The following is a 17,938-nucleotide window of genomic DNA, read 5'->3' on the forward strand; positions in this document are numbered from 1 at the left end:
GCCGAGGCCGCCGCTATTCCGAGCCCGGCTGATAGCCCGCCGGAATCTGGAACGGCTTCACGCCGGCGGGAACGGCGCGGGCGTTGCGGGTGCTCGGGAAGATCTCGAAATCAGGCGTGAACAGGCTGAGGATCGAGCGCAGCTGGTTGAAGGGCTCCCGGCTGCCATCGAACTTCGCCTTGCCCTCGGCTTCCAGCTGCTCGAAGCTCTTCACGCCCATCATCACGGAATCGAGGTCGGCCCGGTTCAGCGTGACCGTCAGATCCGCCTTCGGGCTGGTGAAGCCCTCGATGTTGGTGAGCGTGGCGTTGGACATCTCGACCAGATATTTTTCCCCGTTGTCGGGGGTGACGAGATTGATCGTCCAGCGCATGCCGTCTGCCTTGCGGCTGTCCATGCTGATCGCCAGGAAATCGAGCCACTGGCCGGTCCGCATCGCCCGGATCATGTCCGGGCTGGTGGAACTTGCGGCCGTCCCCTCTGCGATACCGGTGCGCAGTTCGGCCGCCAGCTGGAGGTAGGAGTTGCGGAAGCTGGTGCTCTCGCTCTGGTAGCCGAGCTGTTCGAAGGTATCCGCCAGCAGGTTTCGCGCTTCCTGATTGGCCGGCTGAGCAAAGACGAGACGGGAGAGGATTTCACCGGATTCGCGGTAGCGCCCGGCCGCGTTCAGTTCGCGCCCCTTCGCCAGCATCGGCGCCGCGCCGCCCATCAGTTCCACATAGAGCGGCGCGATATCGGCCGGCGACAGAGGATCGAGATTGGCCGGGTTGCCATCCCAGAAGCCGAGGTAGCGGTTGATCACCGCCCGCACATTGTTCTGGACCGAACCATGGTAGCTGCGGGCCGCCCATTGCTGCTGAAGACTTTTCGGCACCTGATAGACGTTGTGGACCTGGTTGATGGTGACGCCCTGGTTGGCGAGGTGCAGCGCCTGCGAATGCATGTTGGCGTAAAGGTCGCGCTGGGCGCGCAGCACGTCCATGATGCGGTCGTTGCCCCAGCGCGGCCAGCTGTGGGAGGCGAACAGCACTTCTGCGTCCGGGAAATGGTGGATCGCGCTGTTGATTTCCTTCGCCCAGTTCTGCGCGTTGCGAACGGGTGCGCCGCGCAACGTATAGATGTTGTGGATGGTCGCCGTCACATTCTCGCCCGCCCAGAAGGCTTTCCAGTCGGGGAACCAGGTGTTCATGCCCGCAGGCGCCTCTGTATCGGGGGTATGCTGGAACACCATCTTCACGCCGTCGATCGTCACGTTCTGGAACGGCTTGTCGATGGTGACGGTGGGGGCAATCAGGCCCGGCATGCCGGCCGAGACGTTCTTGCCGATTGACTGGTCCACATGGCCGAAGGGGCTGCGGCGCAGGATGGTCGCATACTGGATACGGCTTCGGCGTGTCATGGCGTTGCCGGCAAAGATGTTTTCCGACACGGCTTCTTCCAGGAAATTGTCCGGTGCGACGATCGGCACCTTGCCGGCGCGGACATCGGCTTCATCCACCACGCCGCGCACCCCGCCGAAATGATCGATGTGGCTGTGCGAGTAGATGACGCCGGTGACCGGGCGCGCGCCCAGCGTGTCGTTGATGAATTTCAGCGCCGCGCGGGCGGTTTCCCTGGTGGTGAGCGGATCGAAGATGATCCACCCCTTGTCCCCCTTGATGAAGGTGATGTTGGCGAGATCATAGCCCCGGACCTGGTAGATCCGGCCCGGCAGCACTTCGAACAGGCCATAGCCCATGTTCAGGATGGCCTGCCGCTGGAGCGATGGGTGGATGCTGGGAAAATCCTTGCCCTGCAGCAGCCACTGATAGCTTTCCATGTCCCAGGCGATATGACCGGCATCGGCCATGATCTTCTTGTAGGGCGGCGCCTTCAGGAAACCGCGCTTGCTTTCCGCGAAATCGCGTTCATCCTCGAACGGCAGGCTGGCACGGATCCGTTCGCGCAGGGCCATGGTGCTTTCGGACGCCGGCTGCCCCTGCGGATGGAAATGCAGGCCCTTTGCGGCATTGGGATCGAGCAGGGGATTCACCGTCTGCGCGGCGGCGGATCCGGCCCCCAGCAGAGAGACCGCAAGTGCACACAGGGCAATGCCTGAAAATGGCGTTCGGGCCTTGTTAGGGGACATGCTGCTGCTCCTGTGATTGCTTGCCTCTGTTTCGGTTGTTCCTGCGGCAAGCAGGCGGGGGCCGCATAGCGGGCCATCTGTTGGCGAGGTGTAAACTTGAGGTTTACGCCCTGTCTCAGACGTGCCGTCGTCAGGCTTCCGACTGATGGAGCAGCTCATCCATCAGTCGTTCGATCGCTTCGACCGCCGGGGATTTCACCCGGCTTGCCCGAATGCAATGAACCTCGTGGCGGAAGGGCTCGCCCTCGACTGGAAGCTCGACCAGCCCGTGCGTGCGGATCAGCGTTTCCGAAAGATAGCGGGAGCTGAACAGCAGAAGATCGGACCGGGCGACCGTTTCGGCCAGAATGTCGAAATCAGGGCCGGTGAAGGCGAAGTCGGCCTCTTGCCCGACATGGTGGCGATACCATTGCTGGAAGCGGTTGTAGGACCGGAAGCCGGCGAGGCCGTAGCCGGCGAGTTCGGCGAGTGACACCCTTCCCTGCCGGACCAGCGGATGGCCGGGGCGGACGAGGATGACGGCGCTGAGGGTCTGCAGATGATGGTGGACGAGGCCCGAGGGAAGCTCGATATCCTCGATATGGCAAAGGGCGATGTCGAGGGCGCCCTGGGCGAGCTTGGGGATCAGATCCACGGCGGCGCCCAGTTCGATCGAGATGCGCAGCGACGGCCAGCGGTGCTTGGCTTCGGGCACGACGATGCGCGCGACACCCGGGGCCGGAAACGGGCCGCAACCGATGCGGACCAGCCCTTGCAGAAGCCCGCTGGCGGCGCGGAAATCGGTTTCCGCGAAGGACAGGGCCGCCAGCGCATCCCGGCCGGCGCGGATCAGCGCGGCGCCGGCGACCGTGGGCTGGGCGCCGCCCGGCGCGCGCTCGAACACCGGGGCGCCCAGCCGCGCCTCGATCTGTCGGACGGCTTTGCTGACGGCTGCGGCGGATACCCCCAGCCGGACAGCGGCGCGGCGCAGGCTGCCCTCATCCGCCACGGCCAGCAGATAGGCCATGTCGCGCGAGCCCATCGCGTGGCCGGCTGCATGGCTGCGGATCGTCATCTGCGGTGGATGTTCAGGGGCGGCAGTGCATCAGGCGGGCGGCGCTTCGGCCTTGATGGCGAGCGCGTGGACACGATCCGCCAGCAGATCCGCGAGGGCGCGGTTCACGGCCCGCTGGCGCTGGACCCGGCTGAGCCCCTCGAAGCGGGCGGAGATGATCTCCACCGAGAAATGGCTTTCGCCACGCGGATCATGGCCGGCATGGCCACGGTGTTTTTCGCTGTCGTCGATGACGGCAAGGTGGAGGGGGGCGAAATTCTCGCGCAGCCGCCGTTCGATCTCGTCCCTGATGGCGCCCATGTTGGCCTCCCGAAAGCTGTATGACCTTCCTATATGGGCGGTTTGGCATTCAGGGAACGGGCATGAAGGCAAAGGGCGGCGCATTTCCGGGAAACAGGGGCTGCGCGCACGAGGGGTGCGCCGAGGCGGGGGATTATCGCGCGCCCGTGCGCAAGCCGGGCAGCAGCTTCGCCGCGCCATCGGGGCCGCCTGAGTGGCAGTATTTCTGTCTGGAGCATGTCCGCGCGTTCAACGCGAAATGGAATTATTTCGACGGGATGAGCGAGGACGCGATCTGGGAGGCGCAATCGCCCTATCCGACATGGGACCGCGAAACCCGCGCCTTCGCCCACAATGCCATGAACGGCGACATGCGGGTGGACGATGCGCTGGGCGTGCTGCGCTGGAAGGCCGCGGCAGGCGGCGCGCGCGCGGAAAGCCCGCTGACGCGCGAGGACCGGCAGGCGCTGTCGAAGCTGGGCCTGCCCGAAACGGCGGACATGGCCGAGGTGAAGGCGAAATACCGGCAGCTGGCGCGGCGCTATCACCCGGACGCCAACAAGGGGAGCCGCGAGCACGAGGCCCGCTTCCAGGCGCTGACGGAAGCCCATGCGCATCTGGAAGCGAGCGCGACCTTCGGGCGCAGGCGGGCGTCAGGACGCTAGCGGCTGGATCCCGGCGCGAATCAGGCGAAGCGCGTTCTCGCCCATCACGGCGCGGATTTCATCCGGGGTGAAGCCTTCGTCCATCAGGGCCTGGGTGATCTGTTCCAGCTGGCTGGTATCGAAGCGCACCGTTGTCGCGCCGTCATAGTCGCTGCCCAGCGCCACATGGGCGATGCCGACGAGATCGCGCACATGCTTCATGGATTTCGCGGCGGTGCGTGGGTCGGTGCCGCAGATGGCGCCGTCCCAATAGCCGATGGCGACGAGGCCGCCGGTGGCGGCGATGCCGCGAATCTCCTCGTCCGAAAGGTTGCGGTTGGTCTTGCAGATCGCCTGCACCCCACCGTGGCTGGAAACCAGCGGGCGGCGGGCGGTGGCGATGAGTTCGGCGACGCCCTTGTGGGACAGGTGGGCGACATCGACGATCATGCCCAGCTCCTCCATCCGGGCGACGACCTGCCGCCCCAGCGGCGTGAGCCCGCCCTTTTCGACGCCGTGCATGGAGCCTGCGAGTTCATTGTCGAAGAAGTGGGTGAGGCCCGCCATGCGGAAGCCGGCGGCATGCAGGCGATCGAGGTTTTCCGCCTTGCCCTCAAGGTTCTGCAGGCCTTCGATGGTGAGCATCGCGCCGACCGGCCGGGGGGATTTCGCGGCGGCCGACAGCAGGGCGTCGAGCGAGGCGGCATCGGCGACCTTCACCAGCGCGCCGTCTGACGCGGCGACGGCGCGATCCAGCTTTTCGGCGTGGAACAGCGAGCGCTCGGTGAGGGAGAACCAGGTGCGGGGCGGTTGCAGCTGGGCGATGACGAGCGGGGTGATATTGTCCGTGTTGCCGGTGTTGCCGTCGTAATTCTGGCCGCGCGGGCTTTTCGTGACCGAGGAGAAGAGCTGGAGCGTGACATTGCCCTGTTGCAGCCTGGGCAGATCCTCATGCCCGCGCGATGCGCGGTTCTGGATGTCGCGCTTCCACATCAGCGTGTCCGAATGGAAATCGACGATCCGAAGACTGGCGTGCAGGGCCTTCGCCTCGGGCGAGACGGGGATCAGCGGCAGGCCGTCGACCTTGTTCGTGCGGGATTCGAGAATGCCCGGCGCGAAGGCGAAGAAGCCGATGGCGGCCACCGTGATCAGGCCCAGAAAGCCCCACACGCATTTGCGCATTCCCGTTCCCCCCATGCGATTTACCGGGAGGTTAGGCCGTGAACCCGCCTTCGCCTAGCCCTCCCACCCGAAGACGTCTTCCACCCCCACCCCGAAATGGCGGGCGATGCGGAAGGCGGTTTCGAGGCTGGGGGAATAGGCGCCCTGTTCGATGGCGATGATGGTATGGCGGGTGACGCCGACCGCCTCCCCCAGTTCGGCCTGGGTGATGCCGCCGGCGAGCATCCGGTGCAGCTTCACCCGGTTGGTGATGGGCGGCTTCCGGCCCATCAGTGGCCTCGGCGGAAGTAGAAGATCTGTAGGGCGGATTCCGCGACAGTGGAAACCAGCATGCTGAGGAGAATGCCGTGGAAGAGGAGATCGCCGTTGGCGTGGACGAGATAGTTCATGAGGGCGGCGACGCTGCCGAAGGCGAGGATGAAGCCGGAGAGGTTGCCGGCGCGGGCGAGCGCCAGCCGCTCCCTCTCGTCTGCCGGGGCATCGGCTTCCTTCGGGTTGCGGGCGGCGAGCCAGCTCTGGATCAGGATGGAGCCGACGATCGTGGCGATGGTGATCTTGATGAAGTGGCGGTCGACCGGAGGGGCAACGCCCTCACGCCAGCTGATCGGCTGCACGTCGATCAGGTAGAAGATGGTGACGGCGAGGACGAGTGCGCCCATCGCCCAGGCGGACTTTTCGCGGAACGAGATATCCTGGAACGGCATTTGAGCCCCCGATGTCGAAAATATTCGACTCGGTGTATGATATTGTCGCCTTCGTGTCGAGAATTTTCGACATTCGCGGATTAGCGTCGGCGCAGCCTGCCCCGATCCAGCTGGTCGATGCGGGTGACGCCCATCAGCTTCATGTCGCGCTCGATTTCCGCTTTCAGCTTGCCGAGGATGCGACGGACGCCCGGTTCGCCCGCCGCCCCCAGCGCATAGAGATAGAGGCGCCCGCCGGAGCAGGCGCGGGCGCCGGCCGCCAGCGCCTTCAGCACATGGGTTCCGCGCTGGATGCCGCCGTCGCAGATGATCTCGATCCTGTCGCCCACGGCATCGGCCAGTTCGGCGATCTGGTCGAAGGGGGACCGGCTGCCGTCGAGCTGGCGGCCGCCGTGGTTGGAGACCATGATGGCGGTGGCGCCGATGTCGATCGCGCGCTTCGCATCCTCCACGCTCATCACGCCCTTCAGGCAGAAGGGCTTGTCGCCCCAGCTCTTGCGGATGCCTTCGGCGCGCTTCCAGTCCAGCGTCTGGTCCAGCATCTGGGTGAAATAGTCTGCGACGGACATGGATTTGCTGCTGCCCTCGGGCAGGTGGCCTTCCAGATTCGGCAGGGAAAAGCGTTCGCGGAACAGATAGTTGAGCGCCCAGCCGGGCTTTGTCGCATATTCCCAGACACTGGATGCCGTGAAGCGCGGCGGGCTGGTGAAGCCCGTTTGCAGGCAGCGTTCCCGGTTGCCGCCGACGATCGTATCCACCGTGAGGGTGAGGCAATCGAAGCCGGAATCCTTCGCGCGCTGCACGAGGCTCTGGTTCAGGCCTTCGTCCTTGTGGACATAAAGTTGCAGCATCTTCGGTCCGTCGACGGTGGCGCCGATATCCTCCAGGCTGACGGTGGAGAGGCTGGAAACGCCGAAATAGGTGCCGAAGGCGGATGCGGCGCGGCCGACGGCCCGTTCCCCCTGCCAGTGGAACAGGCGCTGAAGTGCGGTGGGGCTGAGGAACAGCGGCATCGCCAGCTTCCGCCCCAGCACCGTGACCGACATGTCGATTTCGGCCACGCCCGCCAGCACGTTCGGCAGCAGATCGACATCGTCGAAGGCGCGGGTGTTGCGCTGCTTCGTGATCTCATCGTCGGCGGCACCGTCGATATAGTGGAACACGGGCCCCGGAAGCCGCCGTCGGGCGAGTTCGCGGAAGTGCTGGACATTGTGGCAATCATCAAGGCGCATAACCGGACGTTAGCGGCCCGGCACGCGAAGAACCAGCAGCGCGATTGCACTGCTGGTTCCTGCCCCTGGGCCCCGCTTGGGGTGTGGGCCCCGGAAACGGCCCGCCAGAAGCGCCCCCCCCCGGGAAGCGCCCCTTAGAAGCGGAAGGTGAACGCCGCGCGGACGCCGTGATCGGAAACGCCGCTGCCCGCGATCCCGCTGTAGCCGACATCCACCTCGATATTCTTCGAAACGCTGCCGGTGAGCGCGAAGCTGAGCGCGGCCACATCCTTCGCGAGCGGAGCGCCCATGATGTCGAAGGCGGGGCCTGCCGCGAAGCGCATGCTGACAGGCGTGGCGCGGTCCCCGCCGGCCAGGTGCCGCCAGCCGACGGAGCCGGTGACGCCGAGGCCGGTGCCGACATCAACACGGAAGCGGCTGCCGAGCTGGGTGAGCCAGAAATCCTCCCCACCTGAGCCGGAGAGGGCGGCCGACCCACCGGATTCGGAGAAGCGACCGCTGGAGAGATCGACATAGGCAAGCTGGAAGAAGGGCTCCACCCCGAAGCTGCCCATATCCAGTTTGTAGCCCGCGTCCGCGAAGATCTGGAACGTATCCAGGCTGTATTTCGCGGTGGCCTTGTCGCTGAAGCCGGGGAAGTCGATGCTGCGCAGCGTCTTCACATCGCGCCACTGATAGGCAAGGCCGGCGCGGGCGTTGAAGCCCATCGCGTTGAAGCCGACATAGGCGCCCAGATAGGCGTCGCTGGTATCCGCCCGCGAACTGCGATCCGATACCTTGATCTTCGCTTCGCCATAGCCGGTGACGGCGCCCAGCACGAGCCCGCCTTCGTTAACCATTTCACCGCCGATGAAGAAGCCGCCGATGTCGCGCTTCACATCCGCCGCATTGCCATCGCCATCGATGCTGCCCCAGCTGCCATAGCCGTGGATCCACAGGCCCTTGCCGGCGGTGCGTTCGCCCACCGTACGGTTGATCATCGCTTCGCGGACGAAGCGGCTGTCTTCCAGCGTGACGCCGCGGGCAGAGGCGTGGATTTCCCCGGAGATGGCGTCGAAGGCCGCCTGCGCCTCCGCGTCGGTCTGCAGATAGGCGATGGCCGTGTACATCGCGCCGTTGCCGGCATTGTCGGCCCCGGTTGCCGCCGCGATCTGGTTGGGCGTGGCCCCGGCCGCCGCGAAGGCGCGGTTGCGGGCAACGTTCAGATAGACATTGTTGGCATCATAGGACGGCGTGAGCCCGATGAAGGCCGAAACCCGCGCCGCCGGCCCCGTAACACTGCCATAGGTTCCGGTGACGCCGCCGTCGGCCGTCAGCACTGTGTAGCGCATGCCCAGCGGAAGGCGCGGCGCATCGAGCTTGGTGACCGAGATCGTGGTGCCGGATTCGATTGTGGCGCGACCGCTGACATCGATGAGGTCCGACTGGCCGAGCGAATTCAGCTCCACGTCGTAGAAGGAGCCTGTGGCCTGCGTGAAATCCCCGTTGACGACGAGCGTTCCGATCAATGTACCGGGCGCGACCCGCCCGCCCGCCTGCACGACCGTGCTTCCAACCGTGCCCGTACCGCCGAGAATGCCCCCCGTCTGTACCGTGACGGCAGAGCTGCCGAGGTTGCCATTCACCTGCAGCAGACCCTGCTGGACGAAGGTTCCGCCCGAGAAGCTGTTGTCGCCGCCCAGGACAAGCGCGCCTGCGCCCCGCTTGGTGAAGGTGCCGCTGCCGCTGAGCCCCTGCACGAAGCTGCCGGCTGCGCCCTGATCGAATACCAGGAAGGCGCCACTGGCGACGGCGATGCCGCCGGTGCCGAAGGTGGTGCTGTTCCCGATCACGGTTCCGGCCGCGATGTTCGTGCCGCCGCCATAGCTGTTGGCGCCGGTGAGCACGAGCGTGCCGAGGCCCGTTTTCGCGAGCCCCGCCGTGCCGGTGAGGACGGATTCCACGCGGGCGATGAAGCTGGCCGTCGTCGGGTCGGCGGTGCCGACCTGGATGGTCGGGGTCGTGCCGGTGAGGGCGACCGAATCCCCGGTGATCACATAGCCGTCGACGAGGAAGCGCATGCCGCCCATCTCGATCGCGCCATCGACATCATCGATGGTGACGGTGCCCGGGGCGCCCTGGAACACGATCGTCGGGCTGCCGCCCGGCAGGATGTTGTTGACCCCCCCATCCGAAAGGGTGAGGTTCACGCTGTCCCGGGTGAGCGTGCCGCTGCCGCCATCCACCTTGTTGTTGCCCGAACTGCCGGCGCCATCGCCATCCCAGTAGACATCGATGCCCGGCGGCGGGGGCGGCGGCGGCGGCTCATCCGGCGGCGGCGATGCGCCGGGCGCAAAGGCCGCGCCGCCATAGGTGAAGTAGCTGTCGTAGCTGTCGAAGCCCGACAGCAAGAGCTGGAAGGGCGTGTCGGCCGAAATGGCGAACGGCCCGGTGGTGGCCGAGACGTCGATGTTGCCATAGCTGAACAGGGTGGAACCCAGCGGGTTGAACAGGGTGGCATCCGCCACCACGCCATCGATCGTGAGGCTGCCGAGCGACGTGGTCTGGATGATGATCGAGACGAAGTCGGTCGGGAAATCGGCCGCGCCCGACGGTGTGGCGAACACATAGCTCTTCAGCCACTGATCTGATCCGGGCACGATCGTCATTGCCGGATCGGTGTTGTCGAACGCCTCCCCCTGACCGATCAGATACTGGGCGACGAGCACGGGCTTTGTCGCATCCAGCTGCAGGCCGCCTGCGACCCGCCCTTCGTAATAATCGCCCTTCGCCGCAAGGGTGGCGACGAGGGCGCCGTTAACCCGGACCTCGGTGTTGTCCTCTGTCGCGACGACGCGCATCACATTGCCCTGCGAACCCGTCCGCGGAGTCTGCGCGAGCAGGTAGCTGGACGAGAGCTGGTCGACCGACGGCATCTGTTCGACAAGATGGTCACAGGCGCTGACGCCGGTGGGCACGTTGGTGCAGCGGTTGCCGGAGAAGACGGCGATCGGCTTGTCGGCCAGAATGCTGCTGCCTGTCAGCTGCGTACTGGCCGTGTACATGTAGGTCTGGCCGGCGTTCAGCGTGACCTGGAACGAGGCGGAATTCTTGGGCGTGAAGGTGATGACGGTGTTGTCCTGCGTCGCCTGCACGGACATCTGGTCTTCATAGATATTCTGGTAGCCGGCCACGACATAGTTGGTGCCCAGCCGCTCTCCGTCGATCAGGTAGGACATGTCCGTCGTGGCCTGGCGGCGGCTGAGGTAATAGCCGCTGACGGCGGACGAGGACGTGACCTTGAAGCCCTTGTCCTGCACGACGCCACTGGTCAGCTGATCGGAGAGGGGAAGCTGCACGACGGCAAAGCCTTCCACCCCCAGATCGAAGGTCGCGCTGAAGCCATAGGGTGAAGTGACCGTGCCCGTGGCCCCCGCAGGGCCAAACAGGAACACCTGCCGCAGATCATTCGATCCTGCGAGGTTCGGGTTCATCTGGAAATAGAGCGTGTTGGCAGATGCCGCACCCGAAAATGCAAGCATGGCTGCCACGGCCAGAGCGGCCGTCGAAGATTTCAGACTGTACATGCCAACCCCCAAGCTGAACGGCTTCAGAAAATGCCCAAGCGCCCTCCGCCCGGACTTCCGCCGTTGTTGATCTGTCGAATGATTAATACCCCACGCAGAACATGTGCATATTTGCACTTGCGCCCAATCTGCCCCTGATCATTAGACCGAGTCCCGGCAGGGGGGATTGTATTTTTCCGCCATCAATGACCCGATTAACGACGACTTGTGGCGCCAAACCTCTCGCAAGGGGGAGGCGGGGGCGACGTTGTGCCCCCTTGCGATTTGGCCCCGGGGGCGGCAACGCTGCCGGCCATGACCAGCCTGAACCTTGCCGCCGACACCGACCGCCATTCGCCGACGCTGATGGACGCGCCCGACATCGAGATCGACGCGCGCGAGGTTTTCGGCGTGGACATCGACATGAAGGTGCCCGCGTTCAGCAAGGCCGACGAGCGGGTGCCGGACCTGGACCCGACCTATGTGTTCGATCCCGACACCACGCTGGCGATCCTGGCGGGTTTCGCCTTCAACCGGCGGGTGATGGTGCAGGGCTATCACGGCACCGGCAAATCAACCCATATCGAGCAGGTGGCGGCACGCCTGAAATGGCCCTGCATCCGCATCAACCTGGACAGCCACATCAGCCGCATCGATCTGGTGGGCAAGGACGCCATCGTGCTGCGCGACGGCAAGCAGGTGACGGAATTCCGCGAGGGCCTGCTGCCCTGGGCGCTGCAGACGCCGACCGCGCTTGTGTTCGACGAATATGACGCCGGCCGGCCGGATGTGATGTTCGTGATCCAGCGGGTGCTGGAAGTGGAAGGCAAGCTGACGCTGCTGGATCAGAACCGGGTGATCCGCCCGAACCCCTGGTTCCGGCTGTTCGCCACGGCCAACACCGTCGGCCTTGGCGATACCTCTGGCCTGTATCATGGCACGCAGCAGATCAACCAGGGCCAGATGGACCGCTGGTCCATCGTGACAACGCTGAACTATCTGCCGAACGAGACCGAGACGAACATCGTCCACGCCAAGAGCCCGCATACCGATCCGAAGGTGATCGCGGCCATGGTGAAGGTGGCGGACATGACGCGGCAGGGCTTCATCGCCGGGGACATTTCCACCGTGATGAGCCCGCGCACCGTGATCACCTGGGCGCAGAACGCCGACATCTTCAAAAGCGTTGGCTTCGCGTTCCGCACCAGCTTCCTGAACCGCTGCGACGAATCGGAACGGGGGATCGTTGCGGAATATTATCAGCGCGTGTTCGGCGAGGAGTTGCCCGAAAGCGTGGTGAGCCGGGCGCGGAAATGACCTGCTAGCCCAGTGCCCGCAGCGCCTGGGCCGATTGGCGGCGGCGCTGCGCCGCCTGCAGCATGGCGGGGCCGTTCACGCGGCGGGTGATCGCATCGATCTGCCAGCCATCCGCCAGTTCATTGCACCCCCTGGCGTGCCAGAACCAGGCGGCTGTCAGGATGGCGTCGGCCGGTTCCTGCACAAGCATGGGCTGTTCCACATAGGGCCGGCCAAGCGCGGCGGCCGCTTCGCGATAGTTGGCGCGTCCCGTCAGCTGTTTCAGCCCGCGGCCGCGGAAGCGCCAGCCGTCGCCTGATTCCTCGGGGCCGTTGCCGTTGCGATTGGCATAGACCAGATTGGCGAGCCGCACGGGGCTGCGGACAAAGGCCGCGGCAAGCCCCGCATCAGGAAAGCGGCCGGGCCAGACCTGCGTGAGGCGTGTGGCGCTGGTGTACATCAGATTTTCCTCCAGCGCCGTGAATCCCATGGATTCAACATGGCATTGCGCCAGGAAGGCGGCGATGCGACGTGGCGTTTCGATCCGGAAGCGGGCGAGCGGCCCCGCCAGCGCCGGCTGGAACCTGCGGGCGGGCGTTGGCCCGATACCGGCTGCGACAAGCTGTTCGACAGATGGTGTCATGGGATGCCCTGCCCCTGCTGCGATCGACCCGATGGCTTCCTAGGCCTGATCGGCATGTGTAGGACAGGCACATGGTGGATCTGTTTGCCCCTGCGCCCGACGCGCGGCGCGCGCCGCTGGCAGAGCGGCTGCGGCCCCACGGCCTTGAAGAGGTGGTGGGACAACAACACCTTCTGGGACCGGACGGCGCGCTGACGCGGATGGTCGCGGCCGGCCGGCTGCCCAACCTGATCCTGTGGGGGCCGCCGGGCACGGGCAAGACGACGATCGCCCGGTTGCTGGCGGCGGCGACAGGCTATCGATTCGTGGGCGTTTCCGCCGTGATGACCTCCACCGCCGACCTGAAGGCGATCTTCGCCGCGGCGAAGGTGGCGGGCACGCGCACCCTGCTGTTCGTGGACGAGATCCATCGCTTCAACCGCAGCCAGCAGGACGGTTTCCTGGCGCCGATGGAGGATGGCACCATCACCCTGGTGGGGGCGACGACGGAAAATCCCAGCTTCGAACTGAATGCCGCCATCCTGAGCCGGGCGCAGGTGCTGGTGCTGGAGCGGCTGGACGAGGCGAGCCTTGAAGCCCTGCTGGCCCGGGCGGAGGCGGCCGAGGCGCGAAGCCTGCCGCTGACGGCGGATGCCCGGGCCGCTCTGGTGGCAGGCGCGGATGGCGACGGCCGCTTCCTGCTGGGGCAGGCGGAAACGCTGCTGGGCCTGGACGTGCCGGCCCCGCTGGACAGGCCTGCGATGGCCGCCGTGCTGCAGCGGCGGGTGCCGGTTTACGACAAGGACCGGGACGGCCATTACGACCTGATTTCCGCCCTGCACAAATCGCTGCGCGGATCCGATCCGGATGCCGCGCTCTACTGGCTGGCCCGGATGCTGGTAGCCGGCGAGGCGCCGCTGTACGTGCTGCGGCGACTGGTGCGTTTCGCCAGCGAGGATGTGGGACTGGCGGACAGCAATGCGCTGACCGTGACGCTGGCGGCGAAGGACGCCTATGACTTCCTGGGCAGCCCCGAAGGCGAGCTGGCGATCGCGCACGCCTGCCTGTATCTGGCGACGGCGCCCAAATCCAACGCCGCCTATGTGGCGCAGAAGGCGGCGTTCAGGGCCGCGCGGGAAAGCGGGAGCCTGCCGCCGCCCAGGAATATCGTGAATGCGCCGACGAAGCTGATGAAGGAGCTGGGGCATGGCGCCGGCTATGCCTATGACCATGACATGGCGCATGGGTTTTCGGGCGACAATTACTGGCCCGACCGGCTGGGACGGCAGCAATTCTACCGGCCGACCGACCGGGGCATGGAAAAGCGCATTTCGGAGAGGCTGGCCTTCTGGGAAGAGCTGCGGGCGGAACGGAGCCGCTGATGGGCCGGGATGTTGGCGGGCCTGACGCGCCGGCCATGCCGATTCCCAGCTTCGACCGCTTCGTTGCAGTCGACTGGTCCGGCGCGCGCGGCGTTCGCCACAAGGGAATCGCGGTGGCCGTGGCGGAGGCCGGGGCAGCCGCGCCCCGGCTGGTGCCACCGCCGCACCGCAGCGGCTGGGCGCGGGAAGAGGTTGCCGGCTGGCTGGAAACGCTTCCCGGCAAGGTGCTGGCAGGGTTTGACTTTTCCTTTGCGCCGCCCTTCGTGGATGCGAACGCCTATCTGCCGGGACTAGAGACGGCGACCGACGCGCCGGGCTTCTGGCGGCATGTGGAGCGGATGTCGGACGATCCGGACTATGGCGCGCTTGGGTTCCTGCACGGGCCCGCGCGGCGGCATTTCTGGATGGGGGCGGCCGATGGCCCGAAGGCGCCCTTCCTGCGCTTCCGCCAGTGCGAACTGGCGTTCAACGCAAAGGGCGGCGGCAAGGCGGCCACCGTGTTTGACTGCGTGGGAGCGGCGCAGGTGGCGAAGGCGAGCTTTGCCGGAATGCGGGTGCTGAACCGGCTGCGGCGCGGCTTCGCGATCTGGCCCTTCGATGCGCCGCGCGGCCGGACCGTGGTGGAAATCTATGGGCGGGCAATGCTGCGCCATGCCGGCGGCCGCGGGCTCAAGATCCGCGACGGGCAGGCGCTGGACAAGGCCCTTGCGGCGCTGGGCAGCGGAGCCTTTCCCGACGGCGACGGACTGAACGACAATGAAACCGACGCCGTGGTGACGGCAGCCGCGTTGCGGCGGCTTTCCGCCCAGCCGCGCTGGTGGCGGCCCGACGGCCTGAATGACGATATTGCGCGAACCGAAGGATGGACGTTTGGCATCGGCTGAAGGCCCCGCTAAGGCTGGAGCCGTGATGAGCTTTCTTCTTGTTGGCCTTGGCGGCGCGCTGGGCGCGATGGCGCGATTTGGCGTGGGCCGGATCGTCGGCGCGACCGCCCTGCCCTGGGCGACCCTGTCGGTGAATGTGCTGGGCGGATTCGCCATGGGCCTGCTGGCCGGGTGGCTTGCGTTTCGCGGATCCGGCGGAGAGGGCTGGCGGCTGTTGCTGGGCGTGGGCGTGCTGGGCGGTTTCACGACCTTTTCCGCCTTTTCGCTGGAGGTGATGCTGATGCTGGAGCGGGGCGCGATGCTGACGGCGATCGGCTATGCCCTGACGTCGGTGCTGTTTTCCGTGGCGGCTCTGGCGCTGGGGCTGGGGCTTTCGAAGGCAGTGCTGGCATGAGCCGGGAATTTCCCATCGCGGCCGATGACGACGGCATCCGTGTGGACCGCTGGTTCAAGCGGCATATGCCGGACGTGAGCTTCAACCAGGTGAGCCGCTGGGCCCGCACCGGGCAGCTGCGGCTGGACGGCGCCCGGGTGGGGCCGGGCGACCGGCTGGCAGAGGGGCAGGTGCTGCGCGTGCCGCCCATCGAGGTGCAGCCGGTTGCGGCGCTGGCGCCAAAGCCCGTGAAACCGAAACGGGAGCTGAGCCAGGACGAGATCGAGTTCGCGCAGAGCCTGGTGATCCACCGGTCGAAACACGCGCTGGTGCTGAACAAGCCGCCGGGGCTGGCGACGCAGGGCGGCAGCAAGACGTTCGAGCATGTGGACGGGCTGCTGGACGCGCTGCAGTTCGAGGCGGAGAGCCGCCCGAAGCTGGTGCACCGGCTGGACAAGGACACCTCGGGCGTGCTGCTGCTGGCGCGAACGGCCCGCGCGGCCGCCTTCTTCGGCAAATGCTTCGCCACCCGCGACACGAAGAAGATCTACTGGGCCATCACGGCGGGCGGTCCCAAGCTGGACGACGCGCTGATCGACCTGCCCATCGGCAAGCAGCCCGGCACCGGCGGCGAAAAGATGCATGTGGACGAAGCCGAGGGACAGGTGGCCAAGTCACGCTTCCGCGTGATCGACCGGGCCGGCGACCGGGCCGCCTTCGTGGAGATGCAGCCGCTGACGGGCCGCACCCACCAGCTGCGCGTGCATGCCGCGGCAACCGGAACGCCCATCGTGGGCGACGGTAAATATGGCGGGAAGGACAGCTTCCTGACGGGCGGGGTTTCCCGCAAGATGCACCTTCATGCGCGGCGGCTGGTGATCGCCCTGCCCGATGGCGGCACGCTGGATGTGAAAGCCGATCCGCCGGCGCATTTCATGGAAACGCTGGCGGTGCTGGGTTTTGATCCGCGCGATGCGGATCTTGCCGAGCCGGAGCCCATGCACGCGCCTGTGAAAAAGGCCCGCAAGACATCATCCGCCACCTCAGGCAACCGGCGGGGCGAACGTCGCAGCCGACAGAAATAGGGGGAAAGCCGAATGGAGATTGGTCGCAGGGAGTTGCTGGCCGGGGCCGCGGCCACGGCAATGCTGCCGGGCGCCGCGAAGGCGGCAGCTGATCCCGTGCCGCAACGGGCGAAGATCCAGGCCGCGGCGGAAGCCGGCAAGGATGCGAATGTGAAGCGCCTGCAGGACTGGATCCGCCACCCTGGAATCGCGGCCGAGAAGTGGCAGATGCAGGAAGCCTGCGACTATACGATGGGCATCCTGAAGGATGCCGGGTTCCAGGTGGTGAAGAAAATCCCGACCAGCGGCGAACCGGGCATTTTCGCAACGCTGGATGCCGGTGCGAAGCGGACGCTGGGCATCTATTTCATGTACGACGTGAAGCAGGTGAATCCGGCGGAATGGTCCACCCCGCCGTTCGAGGCGGCGATCATCGACAAGCCCGGCCATGGACGCGTGGTGCAGGGCCGGGGCGCGGTGAACCAGAAGGGGCCGCAGATGGCCTTCCTGGGCGCGCTGCACGCCCTGAAGGACGCAGGCGTGAAGCTGCCCGTGAACCTGGTGCTGGTGGCCGAAGGCGAGGAGGAGATCGCCTCCCCCAACTTCCACGAGATCGTGGCCGTTCCCGAAGTGCTGAAGGCGCTGAAGAAGACGGACGGGATCATCATTCCGTCCGCCTGGCAGGGGCCGAACGGCGCGGTGAACATCAATCTGGGCGCCAAGGGGCCGCTGGAGTTCCAGCTGATCTCTTCCGGCGAACGCTGGGGCCGCGGTCCGAAGGGCGACATCCATTCCTCCAACCATGCCATGGTGGACAGCCCGGTGTGGCGCCTGGTGCAGGCGTTGAACACGCTCGTGGAAGCGGACGGCCATACGCCCGCGATCGACGGCTGGTTCGAGAATGTTCGCCCGCTGACCGCGCGCGAGAAGGAACTGATCGCGCTGAACGCCGCCGCTTCGAACGAGGAGGCGATGAAGGCTGCCTATGGCGTGAAGGTCTGGATCAATGACGAGCCCTGGGAAAAGGCGCTGGAGCGTCTGGCTTCGCAGCCGACCGTGAACATCCAGGGGCTGGTGGCCGGCTATACCGGGCCCGGCGGCAAGACCATCCTGCCGGGCCGCGCCGAGGCCAAGCTGGAATGCCGGCTGGTGCCGAACCAGACGAAGAAGGAAGCCGAGGCGAAGCTGCGCGCGCATCTGAAGAAGCGCGGCTTTGACGATATCGAGGTGGTGGTATCCGGCGGATACGACCCGACCGAGACGGCGGAGGACGCGCGGATCATCAAGGCGCAGAAAATCGTCTATGAACGCTATGGCGCGAACGCGACGCTGAACCCCCGGCTTGCCGGAAGCTGGCCGGGCAGCGTGTTCACCCAACCGCCCGTTTCGATCCCGGCCGGGCAGTTCGGGCTGGGCCATGGCGGCGGCGCGCATGCGCCCAACGAATATATGGTGATCGACAGCAGCAACCCGAAGGTTCAGGGTTATGTCGGCGCGACCATGGGGTTCGTCGACTTCCTGTATGAAATGGCCCGGGCAAGCTGAGACG

Annotated in this window: 16 protein-coding genes; 7 read left to right on the forward strand and 9 right to left on the reverse strand. The window is 66.2% G+C overall.

From position 1 onward, the window contains the following. Positions 1-13 precede the first annotated feature (13 nt). The 3 genes from ACW9TV_RS12135 to ACW9TV_RS12145 all read right to left on the reverse strand — a co-directional run bounded on the left by ACW9TV_RS12135 (position 14) and on the right by ACW9TV_RS12145 (position 3,482). Positions 14-2,128 carry an alkyl/aryl-sulfatase gene (locus ACW9TV_RS12135; RefSeq protein WP_494303724.1) on the reverse strand — a complete coding sequence of 705 codons (2,115 nt, stop codon included), beginning with the start codon at positions 2,126-2,128 and terminating at the stop codon, positions 14-16. A gap of 130 nt (positions 2,129-2,258) precedes the next feature. Then, positions 2,259-3,182 (reverse strand): LysR family transcriptional regulator, encoded by a 924-nt coding sequence (locus ACW9TV_RS12140; RefSeq protein WP_494303725.1) that lies wholly within the window; start codon positions 3,180-3,182, stop codon positions 2,259-2,261. Between the two features lie 30 nt (positions 3,183-3,212). Next, entirely contained in the window at positions 3,213-3,482 is a 270-nt protein-coding gene (locus ACW9TV_RS12145; RefSeq protein WP_494303726.1) for a BolA family protein, read from the reverse strand. Between the two features lie 62 nt (positions 3,483-3,544). Here ACW9TV_RS12145 and ACW9TV_RS12150 point away from each other — a divergent pair, with 62 nt between their 5' ends. Beyond that, entirely contained in the window at positions 3,545-4,126 is a 582-nt protein-coding gene (locus ACW9TV_RS12150; RefSeq protein WP_494303727.1) for a J domain-containing protein, read from the forward strand. On the opposite strand, the gene ACW9TV_RS12155 is transcribed toward ACW9TV_RS12150, so the two are convergent. The 5 genes from ACW9TV_RS12155 to ACW9TV_RS12175 all read right to left on the reverse strand — a co-directional run bounded on the left by ACW9TV_RS12155 (position 4,115) and on the right by ACW9TV_RS12175 (position 10,744). Further along, positions 4,115-5,287 (reverse strand): dipeptidase, encoded by a 1,173-nt coding sequence (locus ACW9TV_RS12155; protein WP_494303728.1) that lies wholly within the window; start codon positions 5,285-5,287, stop codon positions 4,115-4,117. The genes ACW9TV_RS12150 and ACW9TV_RS12155 overlap by 12 nt on opposite strands. Before the next feature lie 54 nt (positions 5,288-5,341). After that, the gene (locus tag ACW9TV_RS12160) at positions 5,342-5,557 is read right to left on the reverse strand and encodes a helix-turn-helix transcriptional regulator (protein ID WP_494303729.1); all 216 of its coding nucleotides are present in this window, start codon (positions 5,555-5,557) and stop codon (positions 5,342-5,344) included. Further along, on the reverse strand, positions 5,557-5,991 hold the full coding sequence (locus ACW9TV_RS12165) for a hypothetical protein (RefSeq protein WP_494303730.1): 435 nt from the start codon (positions 5,989-5,991) through the stop codon (positions 5,557-5,559). The genes ACW9TV_RS12160 and ACW9TV_RS12165 overlap by 1 nt, the downstream gene beginning before the upstream one ends. A gap of 80 nt (positions 5,992-6,071) precedes the next feature. Beyond that, entirely contained in the window at positions 6,072-7,223 is a 1,152-nt protein-coding gene (locus tag ACW9TV_RS12170) for an alpha-hydroxy acid oxidase (RefSeq protein WP_494303731.1), read from the reverse strand. Positions 7,224-7,357: 134 nt separating this feature from the next. Continuing rightward, complete coding sequence (locus ACW9TV_RS12175; RefSeq protein ID WP_494303732.1) at positions 7,358-10,744, reverse strand: autotransporter domain-containing protein; 3,387 nt, start codon at positions 10,742-10,744, stop codon at positions 7,358-7,360. 339 nt (positions 10,745-11,083) lie between these two features. Here ACW9TV_RS12175 and cobS point away from each other — a divergent pair, with 339 nt between their 5' ends. Continuing rightward, a complete protein-coding gene (gene cobS / locus ACW9TV_RS12180) occupies positions 11,084-12,085 on the forward strand; it encodes a cobaltochelatase subunit CobS (RefSeq protein ID WP_494303733.1) in 1,002 nt (333 codons plus the stop codon). A gap of 4 nt (positions 12,086-12,089) precedes the next feature. On the opposite strand, the gene ACW9TV_RS12185 is transcribed toward cobS, so the two are convergent. Continuing rightward, positions 12,090-12,707, reverse strand: coding sequence for a glycoside hydrolase family 19 protein (locus ACW9TV_RS12185; protein ID WP_494303734.1), 618 nt, complete (start codon positions 12,705-12,707; stop codon positions 12,090-12,092). A gap of 71 nt (positions 12,708-12,778) precedes the next feature. On the opposite strand from ACW9TV_RS12185, the gene ACW9TV_RS12190 reads away from it, so the two are divergent. Genes ACW9TV_RS12190 through ACW9TV_RS12210 form a run of 5 tightly spaced genes read left to right on the forward strand, consistent with a single transcriptional unit; the run spans position 12,779 to position 17,934 of the window. Then, complete coding sequence (locus ACW9TV_RS12190) at positions 12,779-14,068, forward strand: replication-associated recombination protein A (RefSeq protein ID WP_494303735.1); 1,290 nt, start codon at positions 12,779-12,781, stop codon at positions 14,066-14,068. Further along, complete coding sequence (locus ACW9TV_RS12195; RefSeq protein WP_494303736.1) at positions 14,068-14,952, forward strand: hypothetical protein; 885 nt, start codon at positions 14,068-14,070, stop codon at positions 14,950-14,952. Before ACW9TV_RS12190 ends, ACW9TV_RS12195 begins: the two co-directional genes overlap by 1 nt. Before the next feature lie 25 nt (positions 14,953-14,977). Then, positions 14,978-15,346, forward strand: coding sequence for a fluoride efflux transporter CrcB (gene crcB / locus ACW9TV_RS12200; RefSeq protein WP_494303737.1), 369 nt, complete (start codon positions 14,978-14,980; stop codon positions 15,344-15,346). Beyond that, positions 15,343-16,410, forward strand: coding sequence for an RluA family pseudouridine synthase (locus ACW9TV_RS12205; protein ID WP_494303738.1), 1,068 nt, complete (start codon positions 15,343-15,345; stop codon positions 16,408-16,410). Before crcB ends, ACW9TV_RS12205 begins: the two co-directional genes overlap by 4 nt. A 12-nt stretch (positions 16,411-16,422) precedes the next feature. Further along, positions 16,423-17,934, forward strand: coding sequence for a M20/M25/M40 family metallo-hydrolase (locus ACW9TV_RS12210; protein WP_494303739.1), 1,512 nt, complete (start codon positions 16,423-16,425; stop codon positions 17,932-17,934). Positions 17,935-17,938 lie beyond the last annotated feature (4 nt).

The organism is Sandaracinobacter sp. T42, assembly GCF_059115405.1.